Consider the following 19,187-nt stretch of genomic DNA (forward strand, 5'->3'; position numbering starts at 1 on the left):
TTCAGACCTTGTGGTTCAGTTCGTGGCTTCAGTCTCGGCAGGCGCCTTGTGGAGCGCGCCGCCTTTCATGATCATCTTAAGGCGATCCTTGTCCTGCAGGATCGCGACGTCCGTGGTCGGGTCTCCGTCGACCAGCAGCAGATCGGCAAGGTAGCCTTCCTTCACCAGTCCCACTTCAAGACCCATCAGTTCGCCGCCGTGCATCGTCGCTGCGCGCAGCGCCTCGGCCGGGGTGAAATCGAAGTAGGTGACGAAATGTTCAAGATCGCGGGCATTGCTGCCATGAGGATTGAACGGAAAGCCATAGTCGCCGCCGACCAGGACACGCACGCCGCGCCGCTTGAGTTCGGGCACCAGGGTCCCTTCCAGCTTCATGCGCTCGGCAGCACTCGCCTTCATATGCGACATGTCGATATGCGGCGGCGGTTTGGCTTCGATTGCGGCGATCGAAACGCCGGGGCCGGGGGCGTAGAAGAACTTGTCCTTTTCCGCCGCCATGCGCTCTACCGCAGCGCCATCGGCGAAGGAGCAGTGATACAAGATGCGCGCCCCGGCATCGAGCGCAAGGCCGATCGCCTCGGGCGAATAAGCATGGCTGGCAATCCACAGTCCCGCTTCGCGCGCGGCCTCTCCGGCAGCGGCCAGTTCCTCACGGGTATAGAGCACGTCCATCGCCGAGCCCGGCTTCAAGGCATCCTCGCCCGAGATCACCAGCTTGATCGAACGAACGCCCTCGTCCTTGCAGTAGGCGACGAAAGCCCGCATCGCATCAGGGCCCCTGCCGTTGAACACGTCGCCCGTCTCCACGCCCTCGCCGCCTTCCGGGCTGCGTTCCAGGGTGGAGGGCACCATGCGCGGCCCCGGTGTCTTGCCTGCGTCGATCGCGGCGGCCAGCTCCGGCTCGATCAGGTCGCCCAGCGCCCCGGCCGAATAGATGCTGGTGAAACCATGGTCGAGCAGCACCCGCGCATTGCGCCAGGCGGCAACCTTGAGTTCGTCATGCGGGAGGATGAACTGGTGGTACACCTTCTCGACCGAAGACGCCCAGGTAAGGTGGGCATGTGCATCCACCATGCCGGGCATCAGCGTCAGGCCGGGGCCTTCGATCACAGTATCCCCCGCCTCGTCCGCCAATGCTCCAATACCCATCGCCACGCGGACGATCCGCTCACCGTCGACAAGCACGCTGCCGACCTGCGGCGTGGAGCCTGTGCCATCAAAGATGCTTACATCACGGATAAGGGTCCGCATCGCTCTCTCTCCCGCCCTTGTTATCCGGCTTGAGTGCGATCTAGCGCATTACTTCATTTCAAGTAAAATAATGATATTTCTATTTGCCATAGGATTTAACTATGGATTGCAGGCAAGCGCCGCCAACATGGCGGAGGAAAGCGGGGTAAGCGGCCGGTCAGCAAGGCGCAGGACCCCTACGCTGCGTTCGAATACGGCTTCCTCGATCGAAATCGCCCTGATCGAATTGTCGGAAACCCCGTCCAGTGCAACGGTGCGCGGCAGCAAGGTCACCCGGTCGGTATCGCGAACGATGGCCCGCGTCGTCAGCAGGGAATCGCAGCGAATCGCGGTGCGCGGGATGGAAACCCCGGCAGCGATGAACAGGGCGTCGACCTGCCGGCGAAACGCGCCCCGCGCCTCCGGCAGCACCCAGGGATAACTTTCCACGTCGCGCAGCGAAACGTGATCGGGCAGGTCCGCGTGGTGCTGCCCCGCGATCAGGGCAAAGGGATCGCGCGCGCAGGTCACTTCGACCATGTCGACCGGCACGCTTTCGATCTGGGTGGTCACGAAGGCCAGTTCGATCTCGCCCTTGCGCAGCATGTCGAGCAATTGCTCGTCCGGCCGCTCAACCGCGCTGAGTGCAAAGTCGCCGACGGCTTCCTCTACCCGCATGATCGCGCCGGGCAGCAAGGTCAGCAGCGCGCCCGGCGTCCCGCCGATGCGCAGCGGACCGGCGATGTGGTGACGGGCGAGTTCGACCTCGCTGGTGGCATCGGAAAGTAATGTTGCCAGTGCCTCGGCCCGGCGCTGCAGCAGTTCGCCTTCTCGGGTAAGGGCGATGCCGCCGCGCCGCCGCTCGAACAGGATCGCCCCCAGCCTGCGTTCCAGCAGTGCGATAGTGTTCGAGACCGAAGGCTGCGACAGGTTGAGTGCCCGTGCCGCCGCACTGATCGAGCCGGTATCGCAGACCGCACGGAAGGTCAGCAGAGCCCGCGGATCGATAGCCGGGAGCCGGCGCAATTCCTTTGGTCCGTCCACCATCAAGCCCTCCTCACCCGCGATGCCGTCTTGCCGGATCGATGCGACGCCATGACAGTGTCGCGCTCGTCCTTGCAAAATCACATTTGCTGCGAGTGAGCAGGTAATTGCCGCCGAACGCCGAGGCAACCCGCTTGGCCATTCAGCCTAGCATACCGAGGGGACTATCCAGTGGCGGCTGCGGCAATGCTACTTTGGCGAACGGAAACGCAGGTCAGGTTAAACAGGCACGCGGTGCCGCCATGCGCGGCGGTCCGGCGCGATCATTGTGCTGGGACAGCTTGCCACCCGGACGCATAACGCGCCCGGGTGGCCGGCGTTCTGCTTACTTGGCTTTTGCGCCGGGCCGCTTCCAACGGGTCTTTGCACCGTCAGCGGAACCGGTAGCCGGCGCGTTTGCTTCAACCGCGTCTTTTCCGAACAGACCCAGCTTGCCGCGCCGCTTCGGCTGTTCCGCAAGCGGGGCGTCCGAAGGTGCGGCGGCGGCCGTCTCCGCCTCCGTGTTGCCGTCAGCAGACTTTGCGGCAGTCTTGGGGGACCGCGCCATCCGCTTCGTCGGCGGCTTCTTGAGCTTTGCGTCTCCGGCCGCGACCTTCGCAGGCTTCGGCGCTGCAGCGGGGGTTTCGGCAGTTACAGCGACGGCCTGAGATTTACCTTCGCTCGGAGCGATCTCCGGAGCCTGGTCCGTTGCCGTATCGGCGGCGGGCGAGGATTTCGCGGTGGTCTTCGCCTTGCGCGCAGGCGCCTTGGCTGCACTCACTGCCGATGTTTTCGCAGCCGGCTTCTTTGCCTTCGGGACGATGGGCGTTGCTGCCTGACCGTCTCCGGCATCTTCCGACGCTGCGACTGCATCTGCAGGCGCCGCTGCTTTAGCCGTCTTCTTGGTACCGAGCCCTATTTTCTCCGCGATCGCACGGCGCATCGCCGCGAAAGCCGGCGCGACCATGGGATAGCTGGCGGGCAAGCCATATCGCTCGCGATAAGTTTCCGGGGTCAGACCATGGGTCGCCAAGTGACGCTTGAGGGTCTTGTAAGGCTTGCCATCGATAAGACTGATGATGTGATCGGGTGAAGCCAGGCTTTTGCGTGCAGAAACAGCAGCGGTGAACGTCGGCGTCTCTGCTTCAGGTTCGGACAGAACTGCGTCCTGCGTCAAAGCCGCTTTGGTTGACTGGATCAGACCTGCGAGGTCCGCAGACGGGACCGTATTGTTGGCGAGGTACGCGCTAAGCAATTGTACCGTCAGAGCAGCGACGTCAGATGGATTTTCGTTCTCGGACATTCTTCCCAGCCTTTTGCGCGTGAGTGTGAGTGGTTCGGACTCGCCCAATTGGACCCCTTGGCAATTCTACGGATTCCAAAGGTAATTCAAGAGCAAAGTATTTGTTCTGCGCCGCATGCAATTTAGCCGGCGGGGATTACGCCATACTGAATAGCCCCTGAGCATTGTCGGTTCGATTCCGCCTGATGCCGAATGTTGGGCCGATACGCAGCGATACCCGTGCCGGAAGTACAACCAAAAATTTCGTCTCGCGGCTGCCGCGAGCACAAACGCTGTGTCAGTAGGTCCAGGCGAATGTTTCCACCTTCGCAATAGCAAGCGTATAATTTTACGCCATTTTTTTGGAACTTTATACCGGGTCGCTCGCTCAAGCCGTCACAGCAACAGGAATGAAATTCATGACTATCAAAACGGCAACCGGACTGGCCCCGATCCTCATCGCGGGCTCGGCGCTGGGTGATTGTTCGCATGGTGCCATCGTGGGCGGCACTGCGGGCGCGGTTGTCGGCGACAAGTAAGCCACGCTATCAAATTGGAACGACAATGGCTCGATGGCCAGAAACGGCACGCCGGCCTATTGTCATGCCGAGTGTCGGCGACCGCGCCAGCAGGCACTGGCGCCGATCGTGGCCGCACAGTTGGTAAAAGGAATGCCGAGTGGAATTTACCCCCCCCCGTACAGAACAGCCTTACTGGACGCTTAGCCGGATCGCGGTCGCCGCCGTGATGGTAATCGCTATTCTGGGCGTCGGCCTTCTGCTCGTGCGGCTTGCCAGCTTTCTCATGCTCGTTTTCGCCTCCGTCGTCCTGGCGGTGGTGTTCGACGCGATAGCACGCGCCATCTGCTCCATGCTCTCGATCGGCCGCGCATGGGCGCTGGGGATCGCCGTTATCCTATTGCTCGGGACTTTTATCGGCGCTCTTGTGCTTTTCGGTGCCCAGCTGACCAGCCAGTTCGATATGATACGCCAAAGCCTCCCCAATGGCGTGGAACGGCTCCAGGCTTTCCTTGAACGGATGGGCATGGGAAGTGCGGCCAACGGCATATTGGAGCAAGGCAAGGACAGCCTCTCTGGCGCTGTTTCCAAGATCGGCACGTACATGCTCGCGATCGGCAACGGCGTGACCAACCTTGTGCTCGTCATCTTCGCGGCGATCTTCCTTGCCGCCGATCCCGGCGTGTATCGCCGGGGCTTTCTTCTTTTGCTGCCCGACAGTGCGGTGCCGCCTGCAGAGGCCGGTCTGAAGGATACCGGCCGCGGCCTGAATGGCTGGATGAAGGGACAGGCGATATCCTCGGTCGTGGTTGCCACGCTGACGTCGACCGGTCTTGCGCTACTGGGCGTGCCGTCTGCGGGCGGGCTGGGCGTGATCGCCGGACTGCTCGACGTCATCCCGATGATCGGGCCGGTCATTTCGGGTGTACCGGCAGTCCTGCTTGCGTTCACCCAATCCCCGGCGACCGCGCTGTGGACGGTCCTCCTGTTTGTCGTGATCCAGCAGTTGCAGGGCAATTTCCTGCAGCCGATGATCCAGAAACAGGCAGTGGATGTGCCGCCGGCTGTGCTGCTCTTCACCGTCGTCGCGGCAGGAACACTGTTCGGAGCGCTTGGCGTTCTGCTTGCGGCACCATTGACGATCGCCGTTTTTGTCATGGTCAAACGGATTTATGTGAAGACGCTGCTTGGCAAGGATGTCGAGATATGAAGAACAACATGTTCGCTACAATGCACCGTTGATCGTCGAGGATCGGATGGCCGGGCCAAAAACAGTAGGGAGCGGTTTCCCGGTGACGCCTGACGGACGATATTTCGTGGTGCGCGGCCGGCTATGGCGGATGTCCGACCCATCGCTTTCGGACGTGGAGCGAGAGAGGCTGGTCGATGAGCTGATGACCGCGCGGCGCGCGGTCGGTGTAGCAAAGCGGGCCAGCGATCATAAAGGCGAAGATGAGGCCCATCAAGCGGTGGACAAGGCCAAGCACGCCCTCGGCGAACGGGGGCCTGTCTGGTGGGATGACGGTGCACCCGACTTGAATCGGCATATGGCGAGAAATACGCCTTATGGAGAATGGTTGGCGTCCGTAACCGGTAGCGACTGATTTGATTGGCCCTTGGACGCGCTCTCTGTGTGTCCACCCCGGCAACGAACGCCAAAGTCGCAAAGCGGTTCGAAAGGCTTTGGCCGTCAGTCGCCGCGCCCGCCCATTCCCAGGAGCGATTACGAGCTTGGCACGTTTAACCTCCATGAGCGCTCGCGGTGCAACCTCCAATCCCATGAAACAGGCCATCCGCCGGCAGGTCGTTGCCCTGTTCAACGACCGCAGCCGGGGCGAGACGCCGGTGGTCAGGAGCCGGAACGCGCTTCTGGCGCCCACGTCGGTCGCGTGGCGGGTCCACGGCGATGTCGCCTCGATGATGGCGGGCGGGATCGCCAGTCTCCTGATGCAGATGCTTCATCCCGGCGTTCTGGCCGGGGTATGGGACCATTCGAACTTCCGCGCTGACATGCACGGCCGGCTGCGGCGCACCGCCCGCTTCATCGCCGCAACCACTTATGCCGACAAGGCAGAGGCCGAGGCGGTGATCGAGCGGGTCCGGTCCGTTCATGATGGTGTCAAGGGCCGGATGCCTGACGGCACCCCATACGACGCGAACGACCCGATGCTGCTGGCATGGGTACATGTCACCGAAACCACCAGCTTTCTCAACGCCTGGATGCGCTACGGCGAGCCATGGATGTCGCGCACGGATCAGGACCGATACTTCGCTGAAATGGCACCTATCGGCGGTGCGCTTGGAGCGGAGCCCTTGCCGCGCACACGCGGCGAAGCGGAGCGGCTGATCGCCGCGATGCGGCCTTCGCTAAGGGCGGATGCGCGAACGGCCGAAGTCGCCGGCCTGATCCTGCGCCCGCCGGCATCGAATCGTCTCGCTGCGGTGCCGGGCCGGCTTGCGGCCAGGGCCGGCGTCGACCTTTTGCCTCGCTGGGCCCGCGCCATGCATGGCCTGTCGCCCTCGCCGCTCGGCACGCCCTTGGTCCGCGCGGGGACGCTCGGCGTCGCGCAGGCGCTGCGCTGGGCCTTCCGGTGATGGAACGCGGCGAGGCACAGCTGGAGGAACTCCTCCGTGCGATGCACGCCGCAGCCGCGCAGGGAGAATTCGAGAAGGCTGCGCAGCTGCGCGACCGGATCAGTATCTTGCGCGGGCTTCCCGGCGACGCTCCTGAAAGCGACATCGATCCCTCCGGCCTCGTCCGCCAGAAACCGGGGGCGATGGGCCTGGGGACAAGCCGGCAGCAGGTAACGCCGCCTCCGGGATGGAAACCGCCAAAAAAGCCGGATCTGATGACGACCGGGCGCAAGCGCGGTCGCAAGGAACCGAACTGATCTCGCACAGTCCCGCGCAAATCACACGGCCCGTCGTTCTTGCGGGAACGCGCGAAGGGGGTTTGACGGACTGCCTCACCTCACCCCCTCACCGCGTAACGCCGCAACGATGCCATGCCGGCCATAACACAGATCAATGCGATTTAGCGGGCGCGACCTAGCTCCTTTGCCTGTCCTGTGCGTTGTGAAGCTATGATGGCCGGCGCATCCACCCGCACGGTTATCCTTCTTAGGCAAGGACCGAACCCTGACTGACCTAGCAACGTGGCGTGAAGCGCGGGAATGGACGATCGTTCCTTCTACAAACGACCGGCGCGACTGCCTCGGAGGGGTAGCGTGAAACTGGCCTTCACTGCGGCGCGTATCGCCGAAGCCCTGAACGACGGAACCGTCGCATTCCTGGCCGACGACGAGCAGGAAGCCGAAGCGTTGGCGGAGGCGGTCAGGGCGCTGGCACCGCAGGGCCAGGTCGTCCACGTGCCTTCCAGCGATGCGCTTCCCGGCGAAACCGCTCCGGCGACGCCAGCAAATGCGGGACGGCGCGCGTCCGCCCTGCGCGCGCTTCGACTTGCCGGGGCCGCGCCCGTCGCCTGCATCCTGAGCGGCGAAGCCGCCGCGCGCCGCTATCCCGAGCCCGGCGCATTCGACAGCGCACCGCCCACGCTGCGCCCCGGCGACAAAGCCGACATGCAATCTTTCGCGATACAACTTGCAGACCTCGGGTATTTTGCTGATGACCGCGTCGACGAGCCCGGCGAAATGGCAGTGCGCGGCGAGGTCATCGACATCTATCCAGCCGATGCCGGCGGCCCGGCGCGCATCGAACTGGCGGCTGGAAAGATTGCCGCAATCCGATCGTACGATCCGATAACGCAGCTCACGATCGATGAATTGGAGCATCTGGAGATCGGGCGCGCTGCCGAACCGCCCATTGGCAAGGCAACCTCTATCCTGGCGCATCTCGCGCCGGGCATACTCGCGGCCTCTCAAAAGGCCGATCATCGTCGCCGCCGCTTCATCCAGCTTGCGCGCGACGCGGCTGGCGATGCGCCCCATCGGCTGGACGCGGTAGAGGACGGCGCCTGGCAGAAGGCCTGCAAGGATTGGACAGCGCCGCCGTTCGACGCGGATTTCATGCCCGTGCCGCGTTTCGCCAACGAACGCGCGCCGCTTTCCGCCATGGCGCGCTTTGTGCAACCGTTGCTCGCGGAAGGGCGCGCATTAGTGCTGGCCGGCAGCGCGCGCGACCTTCGCTTCCTGCGCAGCAAGGTTTCCCGGCGGTTGTCGCTGGACCTTCCCGAACTCGGCGCATGGTCGCAGGTGAAGGAAATACCCGTCGGCGGCGGAGCCAGCCTGATGGCACCTGTCGACGCCGGTTATGTCGACGCGAATGTCATCCTTGTGACTGCGGCCGACCTGATGGGCAGCCGCGCCTTGATCGGCGGCGGGAATGTGGTGACAGCCAATCCTTGGCAAACCGATGTCAAAATCCGCAGCGGCGACCTGGTTGTTCACGAGGACCACGGCGTCGCGCGCGTGCTGGGGCTTGAGACGTCGGCGGCCGGCAGCACGGCGGACGAGCGGACTTGCATCGACAGGATCGTGCTCGAATATGCGGACGGCGCGCGGCGCCTTGTCCCAATAGACGAGGCAGATCGCATCTGGCGCTACGGCGCCGACAGCGACGTGGTGACGCTCGACAAGCTCGATGGTTCGTCCTGGCACAAACGCCGCGCGTCGATCAACGCCGCGATCGAACAGAGCGCAAAGGCCCTGACCCAACTGGCGCGGGATCGCGAGACGCTGACCGCGCCCGTCATGGCACCCGACCCCGCCGCCTACGAGCGCTTCGCAGACGGCTTCCCGTTCAACGAGACAGCCGATCAGTCCCGGGCGATCTCGGCCGTGCGGGACGATCTGGCGAGCGGCCGGCCGATGGACCGGCTGGTCATCGGCGACGTCGGCTATGGCAAGACCGAAGTCGCACTGCGCGCCGCAGCGCTGGCCGCGCTGGCCGGCTTCCAGGTCATCGTCGCCGCGCCGACCACCGTGCTCGTGAGGCAGCATCTGGAAACATTTCGCCGCCGCTTTGCGGACACGACGATCACCGTCACCGGGCTTTCCCGCCTGAGCACCGCTGCAGAAAAGAAAGCTACGAAGTCCGGTCTCGCCGATGGCTCCATCGACATCGTCGTAGGCACCGGCGCCGTCATGGCCAAGGGCGTCGACTATGCTCGGCCGGGACTTGTGGTGATCGACGAGGAGCAGCGCTTCGGCGCCGCCGACAAGGCGCGCCTGCGCGGCCTGGGCACTGTCCATATCGTCAGCCTGAGCGCCACGCCGATCCCGCGCACCCTGCAGGCGGCGCTGGTCGGGCTGCAGAAGATGTCGGTCATCGCCACCCCTCCCGCGCGCCGCCAACCCATCCGCACCAGCATCAACCGCTACGACGATGCGCCTCTTCGCACCGCGCTGGCCCGCGAGAAGGCGCGCGGCGGTCAGAGCTTCGTCGTCGTTCCACGTATCGAGGACATGGCGACCGTCGCCGAAAAAATCCGCCGCGCCGCGCCCGATCTGATGCTGGTCGAAGCGCACGGCAAGATGTCGCCGGCCGAAATCGACGATGTCATGGTCGGCTTCGGTGAAGGCCGCGGCGATATTCTGCTGGCGACCAACATCATCGAAGCCGGTCTCGACGTTCCCCGCGCGAACACAATGATCGTCTGGCGCGCCGATCGCTTCGGGCTGGCGCAATTGCACCAGTTGCGCGGCCGGGTGGGGCGCGGCAACCGGCGAGGGCAAGTCATCCTGCTGATCGAAAGCGAGGACGCTATCGGTGCGCACACGCTCAAGCGGCTGCGCACGCTCGCCACGTTCGACCGACTGGGCGCGGGCTTCGCGATCAGTGCCCGGGACCTCGACATGCGCGGTGCCGGCGACCTGCTTGGCGACGATCAGGCCGGGCACATGAAGCTCATCGGCGTCGATCTGTACCAGCACCTGCTGGGCGCCGCGCTGCGGGCCGCGCGCGGTGAAGCCGTAGAGCGGTGGAGCCCCGAACTCAATCTCGGCGTCACGGGCGCGCTTCCCGAAAGCTGGATTCCCGAACCCGACCTGCGGCTGTCGCTTTACGTCCGGCTGGCGCGCATCGAGGATGAAGCCGGCCTCGATGCCTTCGAGGATGAGCTGCTGGATCGTTTCGGCCCCCTGCCCGCCGAAGTGAGCGGACTTATCGCCCATGCGCGTATTCGCCTTGCCGCCCGGGCCCTGCGGATCGCGCGCATCGACGCCGGGCCCGCAGCGATAGCCATCACTCCGCACCGCGAATGCACGATCGAGGCCGCGGCGGCAGGTTTTGTCGAAAAGAAAGGGCGCTGGATCCTTTCCCAGCCGCGTCCAGCCACGGACGATCGCATCGCGCGTGTCGAAAGTCTGCTGGACGCGCTGGCGCCCTGACGTCGCATTGCGCCAGGCCGTTCCCCCGACGAGACTATCTTACGGTCTTCCGGGGTCTTTATGTGCCTGGCGCTCGTTCCAATTGTGAAGCGGCCGTGTCCAGCGGATCGGCTGTATATCCCAACAGATGGAGAGCAGGCATGGCAACCCCGAATGACGACGCGCCGCCCACCACTTCGAAATCCGGGGCCACACGGGATGCCGCGATGCAGGCGCTCGGGCACATGCGCGGCGACACCCTGATCGGGCGCACCGTCACGATCAACCGTCCTCGCGCCGAACTCTACGCATACTGGCGCGACTTTACCCGGCTGCCCACGTTCATGGACAACGTCGAGCGGGTGGACATCCTTTCGCCCACGCGTTCGCACTGGGTCGTCAAGGCACCGGGCGGCAAGCTGGTGGAATGGGATGCAGACCTGACCGATGACCGGGACGGCGAACTGATCGCCTGGGCTTCGGCGGAAGGGGCGGATGTTCCCAACAGCGGCCGGATCGAATTTCGCGATGCAGGCGATCGCGGTACGATCGTCACCGCCACGATCGTTTACGACCCGCCCGCAGGCGTGGTCGGCAAGCTCATCGCCAAGATGTTCCAGCGCGAGCCCGCAATTCAGGCGCGCCGAGACCTGCGGCGTTTCAAGCAACTCATGGAAACCGGCGAAGTCGCCACCTCGTCGCGCACCCGCGCGCAGCTTCAAGAGGAGATCGCCTGATGCGCGCACTGACCTGGCACGGCAAGCATGACGTCCGCGTCGATACCGTCGACGATCCCGAGATCCTCAACCCGCGCGATGCGATCATCAAGATCACCTCCACCGCGATCTGCGGATCGGACCTTCACCTTTACGACGGGTACATCCCGACAATGAAGGCCGGCGACATTCTCGGCCATGAATTCATGGGCGAAGTCGTCGAGACGGGGCCGGGTTCGACGCTGGTGAAGGGCCAGCGAGTGGTGGTTCCTTTCACCATCGCCTGCGGCAGTTGCTATCATTGCGGCAAGCACCAGTATTCCGCGTGCGACAACGGCAACCCGGCCGACAACCAGGACATCGGCATGGAGCTTTACGGCCAGCCGATGTCGGGCTTGTTCGGGTACAGCCACCTGACCGGCGGCTATGCAGGCGGCCAGGCCGAATACGTGCGCGTGCCCTTCTCCGATGTCGGCCCCATCGTCGTGCCCGACGGGCTGGACGACGATGAGGTGCTGTTCCTGTCGGACATCCTGCCGACCGGCTGGCAGGCCGCAGAAAACGCCGACATCGAGCCCGGCGACACCGTCGCCGTCTGGGGCTGCGGCCCGGTCGGGCTTTTCGCGGTGCAATCGGCCTTCCTGATGGGCGCGGCGCGGGTAATCGCCATCGACCACTTTCCGCGGCGATTGGAACTGGCGCGCAAGTTCGGGGCGGAGACGATCAACTTCGAAGAATCGAAGACCTACGAGGCACTGATGGAAATGACCGGCGGGATCGGCCCGGATGCGGTGATCGACGCGGTGGGGCTGGAGGCGCACGGCTTCTTCGTCGACAACGTAGTCGACCAGATCAAGGCCTCGACGTTCCTTGGCACCGATCGCATCCACTCGATCCGCCAGGCGATCGTCGCCTGCCGCAAGGGCGGGCGCATCTCGATGCCTGCGGTCTATGGCGGCATCGTCGACAAGTTCCCGCTCGGTGCGTTCATGGAAAAAGGGCTTACGCTCAAGACCGGCCAGACCAGCGTCCAGCACTACATGCCGGGTCTGCTCAGCGCGATCGTCGAAGGCAAGATCGATACCACCTTCCTGATCTCGCACCGCATGAGCCTGGAGGACGCCCCCAAGGGCTACAAGATGTTCCACGACAACCAGAACGAAGTGACCAAGGTCGTGCTCAAGCCCGGCTTCACAGACACCGCCGTAGCGGCCGAATAGGAGCAGACAGATGGCTGATAAATTTGCGATTGTTACCGGCGCCTCCACCGGCATCGGCTTCGAACTGGCGAGCATCGCGGCTGAAAACGGCTACGACCTGCTGGTCGTGGCCGACGAAGAGCTGGTCGAGGCAGCCGCACGGGACTTCCGCCTCCATGGGGTGTCGGTGGACGCCGTTCAGGCGGACCTGTCGACGATCGAGGGCGTCGACGCCGTTTTGGCCGCTGCCGCCGGCCGCCACATCGATCTCCTGTGTGCCAATGCCGGCCGGGGTCTGGGGCATGGTTTCCTCGACCAGGATGTGGCTGACTGGCGCCGGGTGGTGGACACCAACATCACCGGCACACTCTATCTGCTGCAGCGCGTGCTCAAGAGCATGGTAGCGCGTGATGACGGCAAGGTGCTTATAACCGGCTCGATCGCCGGGTTCATCCCCGGCAGCTTCCAGGCCGTCTATAACGGCACGAAGGCTTTCGTGGACAGCTTCGCCGACGCGCTGCGCAATGAGATCAAGGACGCGAAGGGCGTCGCCGTAACGACACTGATGCCGGGTCCGGTCGAGACCGAATTCTTCGACCGGGCCGACATGCTCGACACCAGCGTCGGTGCTTCCCGGAGCAAGAGCGATCCCGCCGACGTCGCCCGTGACGGGTGGAAGGCATTGATGAACGGCGATGCGCACATCGTCTCGGGCTGGAAGAACAAGATCCAGGCAGCGGCGGCGCACGTCATGCCCGCCGCGGTCCTCGCCGAACAGCATCGCAAGATGGCCGAGCCCGGTTCGGCCGGGAGCAACGACGCCGATCACCGATAAACAACACATTCGCAGCCAAAGGAGAGAACCATGACTGCCACCATAGAGCGCACGTTCAATACCCGCCGCGACGCCGAGCTTGCGGTGGAACGATTGGTACAGGAACACGGCTTCGAGAGGACCGACGTGTTCGTATCATCGGCCGGCGATGAAAACAGTGCAGGCGAAAAGCGCAGCGGCGGCGACACCGCCACTCATCTGGAAGCCGAACGAGGCGACGCGCCGCTGTCCGATCCGATCTCGGTCTCGGTAGACGTCAACGACGACGCCCGCGCCGCCATCGTCGCACAAGTGTTCGACGAAATCGGCGCCAGCTGACTGCAACCTTGCGGGTCTGGACCACTTCCAAAGAACGATGCGCATGTGTTGACTGGTCCTTGCGGCATGTCACAGACCCGAGATCGCCGCCGCTCTGCGGCTCGATCGCGGCGTCGATCAGACCCGTACAAAAGCGAATGGCAGCCCGCTGACAGGTGCCGCGTCACCTACCCGGCCATCGCGAGGATCCTGCTCTCCGCTGGAGCGGATCTCAACCTGCGTAATGCCGCCAGACGAATCGCCACCATGACGCGTGCCTTGTTCGACCGGCGCGAGATCATTGACTTTGTATTGAGCACCGGCAGCGATCTTGGTGCAGTGGATGCAGCGGGAAACGGCGTATTGCGCCCTGCACGAATTTATGGCGACAATATTCGAACGTGATCACGGGGCGCCGGGAGCGACTTTTTCCACCCTTTGCGGCACTCAGCTGCCGATTTCTTATTCCCAGCTCCGGACGGCCCGTTTTGTCTGGCCGCAATCCGCGTCCGCCGCTCGTTATCCCTTTGTCTTAACCCAAGGCGTCCGGGGTTATGCCGGCCCTGGTCGAATGCTCAGCGACCAATGCTCGCGCCTCAGGTTCCGACCGTCTGATATTCGATTATTGTCGCCCGACCTCCTGATCATGACTTCCCTTGCCTCAATATCTGGCGCAGGAGAATGTTTAGGTGTTCCCCCCTTTGTGCGAGCGCTCAACGGCACGCTTATACGCGTCGCGGCCTGTGGTGCGGGCGAGATAAGCTTGTTCGGCGTCACCCAAGGTAATGCCGCAGTTTCGTTGGCCCAAGTTTAGAGCGTAGGTCACCGAGATGTCCGCAGCAGTGAAAGTATCGCCCGCCAGAAAGGGGGCGCGAGAAAGCCGTTGGCTGACCAACTGCAGCCGCTTTTGGAACGACTTCAGACACCAGGTCGCGCCCCAATTTTCCCGCTCGGTTTCGGGGGCGACGAAGCGGCTAACGACGACGGGCATCATCAGGGTCGCGAGGCCGGCTTCTCCCAGATGCAGAAACTGCTGGTAGGCGGGAAAGTTCGGATCGTGCGGCGCGGGCGCTAACGGTGTCGGCCCGTAACGAGCCATCAGATACTCCATGATCGCGATCGACTCGACCATGACAACGTCGCCATCCTGAATCGCCGGAATGTAGTCGGCAGGGTTAATCGCCAAGAACTCGGGATCCTGCTCGGCGGCCAGCATGTCCACCTGCCGCACGCGGTAGGACAAGCCCATCTCTTCCAACACCCAAACAACCCGCATGGATCGCGAGGTCTGTCCGCCCCATACGGTAATCATGCGCTGGCCCGTCCCTTCTGCGGCTGAGGAGCGACTAAAGCGAACCGTACAGGGCCAAGGCCGCTCCCGCTGCGTCGTTTGTGCCGACGTTTACGGCAAATGTCAGCAGTTCGCCGTGAAACTGCATCTCGATGTTCACTGTCTTCCAAGCGGTCCTGACCTCGATCTGCGCGTTTTGATCGAACTAGCGCTCATGCTTTCGGATCATCCGGCACTTGATGCCCGATGCGAAAATGACCAGCGATGGATTGGCATTGTTGGACAAGATCGCGAACCACGAAGGTAGGCCTTTGACGCCTGCGAACGCGGCGATGACCGGGATCACCTTGCCGCCATCCGTGCCGGTGCGAATCAGTTTCTGCATCCCGCCCGCTGAACGCCGTTTGGCGAAGCGGAGGGCGATGTAGATCGATCCGCCAATGACGATCGCCTGAAGCAGTAGAATAGCTGCAGTGCCAAGCACGGTTGCCAGGGTGCTTGTCATCATTGGCCAGTGCCAGGCCCGGCATAGCTGGGTGCTTCACTCATCGATCATCATGACACGAAGAGATGTTTCGAGCTGAAGCGCCCGGTCCCGGATGACCGCAGCGGAGGCAGCCGCCTGCATCGGCACGTACATCGTTCCTTGCCGCGTCTCATACAAAGCCGCTCGCGCCGCCTCGTCGGCGGTTCGAAAAGCGAGCCATGCCCGCTGCGCCGATCGCAGCCGGGCGGCTTCAGGCGGGCCCAGTCTCTGTAGCAACTGGTTGTAGGCCGCGTTCATTCTTCGGTCGTAGTCGCGGGCCGCCGCCACCTCGCACTCGGTCTGCCCAGCGGTGCTTGCGGCTGCGGGAGCATCGAGACAGCGCTGCAACACCGCTTCGGTGCGATCCTCGCTGGCTGGTGAAGCAGTGGCCGCCGTCGAAATCGCCAGCAGAATGATGACACAAGGACGTATCACCGCAAAAGTCGTTTCGAGCGACAGAAGGGGGTAGCGACGCTCATCACGTCAGACGCCATGCCGGGCCTGTTTGCGCCAGCCGAGAACGCCGGCCAGGGTCACTACAAGGCCGATGCCGAAGAGGAACATAGCCAGGGCATTGCCGCCGATTTCCTGGTTATTGCTGGCGCTGATGGACGCTGCAGCACGGTTGGCGTCGGTCGCCGTCATCGCTGCCGCAAACGCGGCTTCGTCGCAGCGGCCCAGCATCTCGTTACCCTGCCCCTTCATCCGTTCCTGGCACAGCATGGTCTGGCCGGGATCCGCTTTGGGCGAACCGCTAGCAAGACTTATCAACGCTCCGAGGCCGAGCAGAAGGATCCCGATAAGCATGAGGAGACTCGGGTTCTGCTTCATCGAATTTACTCTCCAGATTTATGCTGATCGCAACGTGCGGCTTGGCCGAGGTGTTCCATGAGACTGGTGCTGGCATCGCCTCGACGCGGTGCCCCGCGCCGAGGGAAAGCCGTCACCCCTTCAGGTTACGACTGTAGAGCCAGCCGATGCCGATCAGGCTGAAACCCAGGGCCAGGAAGGAGGCGATGCGCAGCAGGCCCTCCAGACCAGACGCGTCGAACAGGAACACCTTCACCACCGCGAGCAGGATCAGCACCAGCGATGCTATGCGCCAATCGCGCAGGCCGCTGCGAATGCCCCACAGCAGGAACCCGAGCGCGAGCGCAATGCCGAGGACCGACCGGCAGATATTCTCGACCTCACCGATGTCGGTGACGGTCAGCAGGTTGCCACAAAACAGCTGCCGCAGCGTAGCGAAGGCGAACAGCAGGATCAGGCCCATACGTAGCAGGTCCGCCGGGCGCTTTACCCGCGCGGCTGCCTCGGGCGCGATCCAGGCGAGCAGCGACGGCGCCGCAAAAGCGATGCCGAAGGCGGGAAGCAGCAGGTTTGCTATTGGCCATGGCCCGACCGCCTGCGCGTCCCATAGCGGATCGTGGAGAAGCACCGTATAGAGCAGGTTGTGCGCAACGCCCGCGCCGATGAGGGCCAAGGCGACGTCGCGGACGCGCAGGACCCGCCAGACCGCGACACCTGCGCCGATGAGGGCGAGTTCCCACAGCGTCCGCTCGGCAAGCCCGATCCGCACGAAGCTCGCCGGGTCGCCGATCAGCAACAGGTGCTTGTAGAAGATGTGAACGCCGACCAGCATCAGGCCGCCGATCAGGGCCGTTCCGCCCTTGCGCACGACGTTGGGAAGGTCGGTGCCCGTCCGCCACATTGCCAGGGCGCAGGCGAGCGCGGGCACCAGCAGGCGCTGCGCCGTCATCCCAGGTGCGGGAAGGTTCATGGCGAAAACCGGATCGCCGGACAACGACATCAGCCCGGAAAACAGCCAGCGGCCCAGGGGCTCCAGCGCCCAAAGACCGATGAAGGCGGCAAGCGTCACCAGCGTCGGGGCCAGACGAAATGCAGGCCTGCGCCATGTCGCCTCGGCCAGAACCACGAACACGGCGGCAGCGGCGATGGCTAACCATTGCGCCGGCAAGACCTGCGCGACCAGGCCATAACCGAGCACGGTCGCGGCGGGCTGCAGCGGGAGCGCCAGGCGCCTGTCCGCATGATGCCAGGCGAACGCTACGCCGGTCAGCGCGACGGCCGCCCAGCGCAGCACCGCCTGTCCGACGTGGGGAACGGCGGCCGTCTCGAAGAAGCGGCCCAACTCGGTCGCGGCGGCGTCGGTGGTGTACAGCGCGAGGACCGCACCGGTCTGGAAGACCAGCGCGCCCAGCGACAGTCGATCGTCCTTGGCTACGATCCCGAGCGCCAGAAGCGCGGCGGCGACGAAGGCGATCGCGATCGGCACCGGCCACGCCGGCAGCCCGGCCAGCGCGGCGAGGACAACGAGCAGCCCCGAATTCGAGGCCAACAGCGCGAACCGCGCATCGTCGCGGCGGGTCGGCTGTCGCCAGCCCATTGCCGCTCCGATCGCCGGCAGGCCTGCGAAGAGAAGCGCCAGCAAGGCAAAACGCAGGTCCTGTCCCGGCGCGGCGGTGTAGAATTGGCCGAAAGACAGTGCATACGCCGCCAGCGAAACGGCGCCGAGCAACCCGACCTCCATCAGCCCGCCCCTGCCGCGCCACAGGTTGCGCAAGGCATAGCCGCCGTAAATCAGCGCTATGCCAGCGATCACGGCCGCGAAGAGCGCCATGTCCGGCGAGGGCCAGAGTGCGACCAGGCCAAGCGCCGTCAGCACCGGCACCGCAACGACCTTGCGCAGCATCGGCGTGCGCCCTGCGAGCCAGACGAAGGCCAGCGACAGCAATCCGTAAAGTCCCCAGGTCAGCGGCGCGAACGCGCCTGTCGCCACCAGAAGCGCAAGCTGCAAGGCGGAGACGACCGCCGCGCCGACGTGCAGGACGGGCACGGCGTGCCGGTCGAAACTCATCGCCGGCAGGCCGAGGCCCAGCAGCAGCATGAGCAGTCCCAGCGACAATGTGGCGGCATTGTCCAATCCGCCCAGCACGATCAGGGCCAGGCTCCAGCCCGCCCCGCCTACCAATGCACCGATGCCCAGCCATACCCAACGCTGACGGCGCGAGAGCAGTGTCAGGCTGCCGATTACGATCGCGAGGTAACCGGCGAGCAGCGGAATGCTCGGCGCGCTGGACTGTACCACCGCCGGCGTCGCCAGGCCGCCGACCAGTCCCAGCACTGCGCAAGGCACGCCGAAGCGCATCGCCAGAACCATCGCCAAGCCGGTGATGGCAGCAAGTCCAGCGAACGCCGCGCCGGGTCCGACGAGGTCGTAGAGATTGGCGGCGGCAAGCACAGCAGCGTAGAGCCCGCCGACTCCGGCACCGGCAAGTGACTGGGCCACGCGCGGATCGCGCACCCTGTCCTCGCTTCGACGTACTAGTTCGGCGCCTGCGATAAGCCCCGTGCCGAACACCAGGCCCAGCATCACTCGAACGACGGGGGAGAGAAGGCCCGAATCGATCGAATATTTGACCATCAGCACGGCGGCGACGATCAGCGTGATCCCGCCGGCCCAGATCGGCAGCTTGCGTCCGAACAGGTCCTCGAATCCGAAGCCCGACGCTGCCGGTTTGCCGCCCGACCGTGCCGCTTCTTCGGTCAAGGGCGCATCTTCGCGGATCGCGACGTCCGGCACATCCGGCTGTGCGTCGAATGCCGTAGCGACCACTTCGGCGGTAGGCTCGGGCGGCAACGGTTCCGGTTCGAGAGGCTCGATGACCGGTGCCGGGGCAAAGGTCTGCGGGTCCGCAATCTCGCGAATGGACACCGCCGATTCGGGCTGAGTCGCAGGCCCGAGCGCATAAGCGCCCTTCCCCACCACCCGCTCCAGTCCGGCAAGCCGGCGGCGGGTATCATGCAGCAGAGCACCTAGAATAATCGTCGCTAAAAGCAGGATTTCGGTCACGCCGCGTCCTTCGGTTGTGGCTGCGAGGCTTTATGCCTATCGAACAATCGAACACTGTGCAATTAAATTC

18 protein-coding genes are annotated in these 19,187 nt (G+C 64.2%); 10 read left to right on the plus strand and 8 right to left on the minus strand.

The annotated features are described in order from the left end of the window. Positions 1-15: 15 nt before the first annotated feature. The 3 genes from TQ38_RS19335 to TQ38_RS19345 all read right to left on the minus strand — a co-directional run bounded on the left by TQ38_RS19335 (position 16) and on the right by TQ38_RS19345 (position 3,556). Positions 16-1,251, minus strand: coding sequence for an amidohydrolase family protein (locus TQ38_RS19335; protein ID WP_043975757.1), 1,236 nt, complete (start codon positions 1,249-1,251; stop codon positions 16-18). 99 nt (positions 1,252-1,350) lie between these two features. Next, positions 1,351-2,277: a LysR family transcriptional regulator gene (locus tag TQ38_RS19340; protein WP_043975759.1), complete on the minus strand. Its 927-nt coding sequence runs from the start codon at positions 2,275-2,277 to the stop codon at positions 1,351-1,353. A 322-nt stretch (positions 2,278-2,599) separates the two neighbouring features. Continuing rightward, complete coding sequence (locus TQ38_RS19345) at positions 2,600-3,556, minus strand: MucR family transcriptional regulator (RefSeq protein WP_052505738.1); 957 nt, start codon at positions 3,554-3,556, stop codon at positions 2,600-2,602. 657 nt (positions 3,557-4,213) lie between these two features. On the opposite strand from TQ38_RS19345, the gene TQ38_RS19350 reads away from it, so the two are divergent. The 10 genes from TQ38_RS19350 (at position 4,214) to TQ38_RS30055 (ending at position 13,831) form a co-directional block, all read left to right on the plus strand. Beyond that, positions 4,214-5,263, plus strand: a complete 1,050-nt coding sequence (locus TQ38_RS19350; protein ID WP_052505739.1) for an AI-2E family transporter — start codon at positions 4,214-4,216, stop codon at positions 5,261-5,263. Continuing rightward, a complete protein-coding gene (locus TQ38_RS19355) occupies positions 5,250-5,657 on the plus strand; it encodes a hypothetical protein (RefSeq protein ID WP_370059823.1) in 408 nt (135 codons plus the stop codon). The genes TQ38_RS19350 and TQ38_RS19355 overlap by 14 nt, the downstream gene beginning before the upstream one ends. 145 nt (positions 5,658-5,802) lie before the next feature. Next, positions 5,803-6,648, plus strand: coding sequence for an oxygenase MpaB family protein (locus TQ38_RS19360; protein ID WP_043975762.1), 846 nt, complete (start codon positions 5,803-5,805; stop codon positions 6,646-6,648). Further along, on the plus strand, positions 6,648-6,944 hold the full coding sequence (locus tag TQ38_RS19365; protein ID WP_043975765.1) for a UvrB/UvrC motif-containing protein: 297 nt from the start codon (positions 6,648-6,650) through the stop codon (positions 6,942-6,944). The genes TQ38_RS19360 and TQ38_RS19365 overlap by 1 nt, the downstream gene beginning before the upstream one ends. Before the next feature lie 336 nt (positions 6,945-7,280). Beyond that, a complete protein-coding gene (locus TQ38_RS19370) occupies positions 7,281-10,400 on the plus strand; it encodes a TRCF domain-containing protein (RefSeq protein ID WP_043975766.1) in 3,120 nt (1,039 codons plus the stop codon). A 140-nt stretch (positions 10,401-10,540) separates the two neighbouring features. Then, entirely contained in the window at positions 10,541-11,116 is a 576-nt protein-coding gene (locus TQ38_RS19375) for an SRPBCC family protein (RefSeq protein WP_043975767.1), read from the plus strand. Continuing rightward, positions 11,116-12,315 carry a zinc-dependent alcohol dehydrogenase gene (locus TQ38_RS19380; RefSeq protein WP_113942001.1) on the plus strand — a complete coding sequence of 400 codons (1,200 nt, stop codon included), beginning with the start codon at positions 11,116-11,118 and terminating at the stop codon, positions 12,313-12,315. Before TQ38_RS19375 ends, TQ38_RS19380 begins: the two co-directional genes overlap by 1 nt. A gap of 10 nt (positions 12,316-12,325) precedes the next feature. Next, positions 12,326-13,129, plus strand: coding sequence for an SDR family oxidoreductase (locus tag TQ38_RS19385; protein WP_043975770.1), 804 nt, complete (start codon positions 12,326-12,328; stop codon positions 13,127-13,129). Between the two features lie 30 nt (positions 13,130-13,159). Then, positions 13,160-13,447 (plus strand): hypothetical protein, encoded by a 288-nt coding sequence (locus tag TQ38_RS19390; protein WP_043975772.1) that lies wholly within the window; start codon positions 13,160-13,162, stop codon positions 13,445-13,447. Between the two features lie 246 nt (positions 13,448-13,693). Further along, positions 13,694-13,831, plus strand: a complete 138-nt coding sequence (locus TQ38_RS30055; protein ID WP_162792307.1) for a hypothetical protein — start codon at positions 13,694-13,696, stop codon at positions 13,829-13,831. Positions 13,832-14,111: 280 nt separating this feature from the next. Here TQ38_RS30055 and TQ38_RS19395 read toward each other — a convergent pair whose 3' ends face one another. The 5 genes from TQ38_RS19395 to TQ38_RS19415 all read right to left on the minus strand — a co-directional run bounded on the left by TQ38_RS19395 (position 14,112) and on the right by TQ38_RS19415 (position 19,117). Beyond that, complete coding sequence (locus TQ38_RS19395) at positions 14,112-14,738, minus strand: glutathione S-transferase family protein (RefSeq protein ID WP_043975775.1); 627 nt, start codon at positions 14,736-14,738, stop codon at positions 14,112-14,114. Between the two features lie 184 nt (positions 14,739-14,922). Next, entirely contained in the window at positions 14,923-15,225 is a 303-nt protein-coding gene (locus tag TQ38_RS19400; RefSeq protein WP_043975777.1) for a hypothetical protein, read from the minus strand. 33 nt (positions 15,226-15,258) lie between these two features. Beyond that, entirely contained in the window at positions 15,259-15,678 is a 420-nt protein-coding gene (locus tag TQ38_RS19405) for a lysozyme inhibitor LprI family protein (RefSeq protein ID WP_240198150.1), read from the minus strand. Positions 15,679-15,726: 48 nt separating this feature from the next. Beyond that, positions 15,727-16,074, minus strand: coding sequence for a hypothetical protein (locus TQ38_RS19410; RefSeq protein WP_043975779.1), 348 nt, complete (start codon positions 16,072-16,074; stop codon positions 15,727-15,729). Between the two features lie 112 nt (positions 16,075-16,186). Next, complete coding sequence (locus TQ38_RS19415; RefSeq protein ID WP_052505740.1) at positions 16,187-19,117, minus strand: DUF2339 domain-containing protein; 2,931 nt, start codon at positions 19,115-19,117, stop codon at positions 16,187-16,189. Positions 19,118-19,187: the final 70 nt, after the last annotated feature.

The sequence above is a fragment of the Novosphingobium sp. P6W genome (assembly GCF_000876675.2).
Taxonomy (GTDB): domain Bacteria; phylum Pseudomonadota; class Alphaproteobacteria; order Sphingomonadales; family Sphingomonadaceae; genus Novosphingobium.

Excerpts from the sequence above, each read along its gene's own strand:
- TQ38_RS19335 (WP_043975757.1), bottom strand. The coding sequence starts at position 1,251 with ATGCGGACCCTTATCCGTGATGTAAGCATCTTTGATGGCACAGGCTCC.
- TQ38_RS19340 (WP_043975759.1), bottom strand. The coding sequence starts at position 2,277 with ATGGTGGACGGACCAAAGGAATTGCGCCGGCTCCCGGCTATCGATCCG.
- TQ38_RS19345 (WP_052505738.1), bottom strand. The coding sequence starts at position 3,556 with ATGTCCGAGAACGAAAATCCATCTGACGTCGCTGCTCTGACGGTACAA.
- TQ38_RS19355 (WP_370059823.1), top strand. The coding sequence starts at position 5,250 with ATGTCGAGATATGAAGAACAACATGTTCGCTACAATGCACCGTTGATC.
- TQ38_RS19360 (WP_043975762.1), top strand. The coding sequence starts at position 5,803 with ATGAGCGCTCGCGGTGCAACCTCCAATCCCATGAAACAGGCCATCCGC.
- TQ38_RS19365 (WP_043975765.1), top strand. The coding sequence starts at position 6,648 with ATGGAACGCGGCGAGGCACAGCTGGAGGAACTCCTCCGTGCGATGCAC.
- TQ38_RS19375 (WP_043975767.1), top strand. The coding sequence starts at position 10,541 with ATGGCAACCCCGAATGACGACGCGCCGCCCACCACTTCGAAATCCGGG.
- TQ38_RS19380 (WP_113942001.1), top strand. The coding sequence starts at position 11,116 with ATGCGCGCACTGACCTGGCACGGCAAGCATGACGTCCGCGTCGATACC.
- TQ38_RS19385 (WP_043975770.1), top strand. The coding sequence starts at position 12,326 with ATGGCTGATAAATTTGCGATTGTTACCGGCGCCTCCACCGGCATCGGC.
- TQ38_RS19390 (WP_043975772.1), top strand. The coding sequence starts at position 13,160 with ATGACTGCCACCATAGAGCGCACGTTCAATACCCGCCGCGACGCCGAG.
- TQ38_RS30055 (WP_162792307.1), top strand. The coding sequence starts at position 13,694 with ATGACGCGTGCCTTGTTCGACCGGCGCGAGATCATTGACTTTGTATTG.
- TQ38_RS19395 (WP_043975775.1), bottom strand. The coding sequence starts at position 14,738 with ATGATTACCGTATGGGGCGGACAGACCTCGCGATCCATGCGGGTTGTT.
- TQ38_RS19400 (WP_043975777.1), bottom strand. The coding sequence starts at position 15,225 with ATGATGACAAGCACCCTGGCAACCGTGCTTGGCACTGCAGCTATTCTA.
- TQ38_RS19410 (WP_043975779.1), bottom strand. The coding sequence starts at position 16,074 with ATGAAGCAGAACCCGAGTCTCCTCATGCTTATCGGGATCCTTCTGCTC.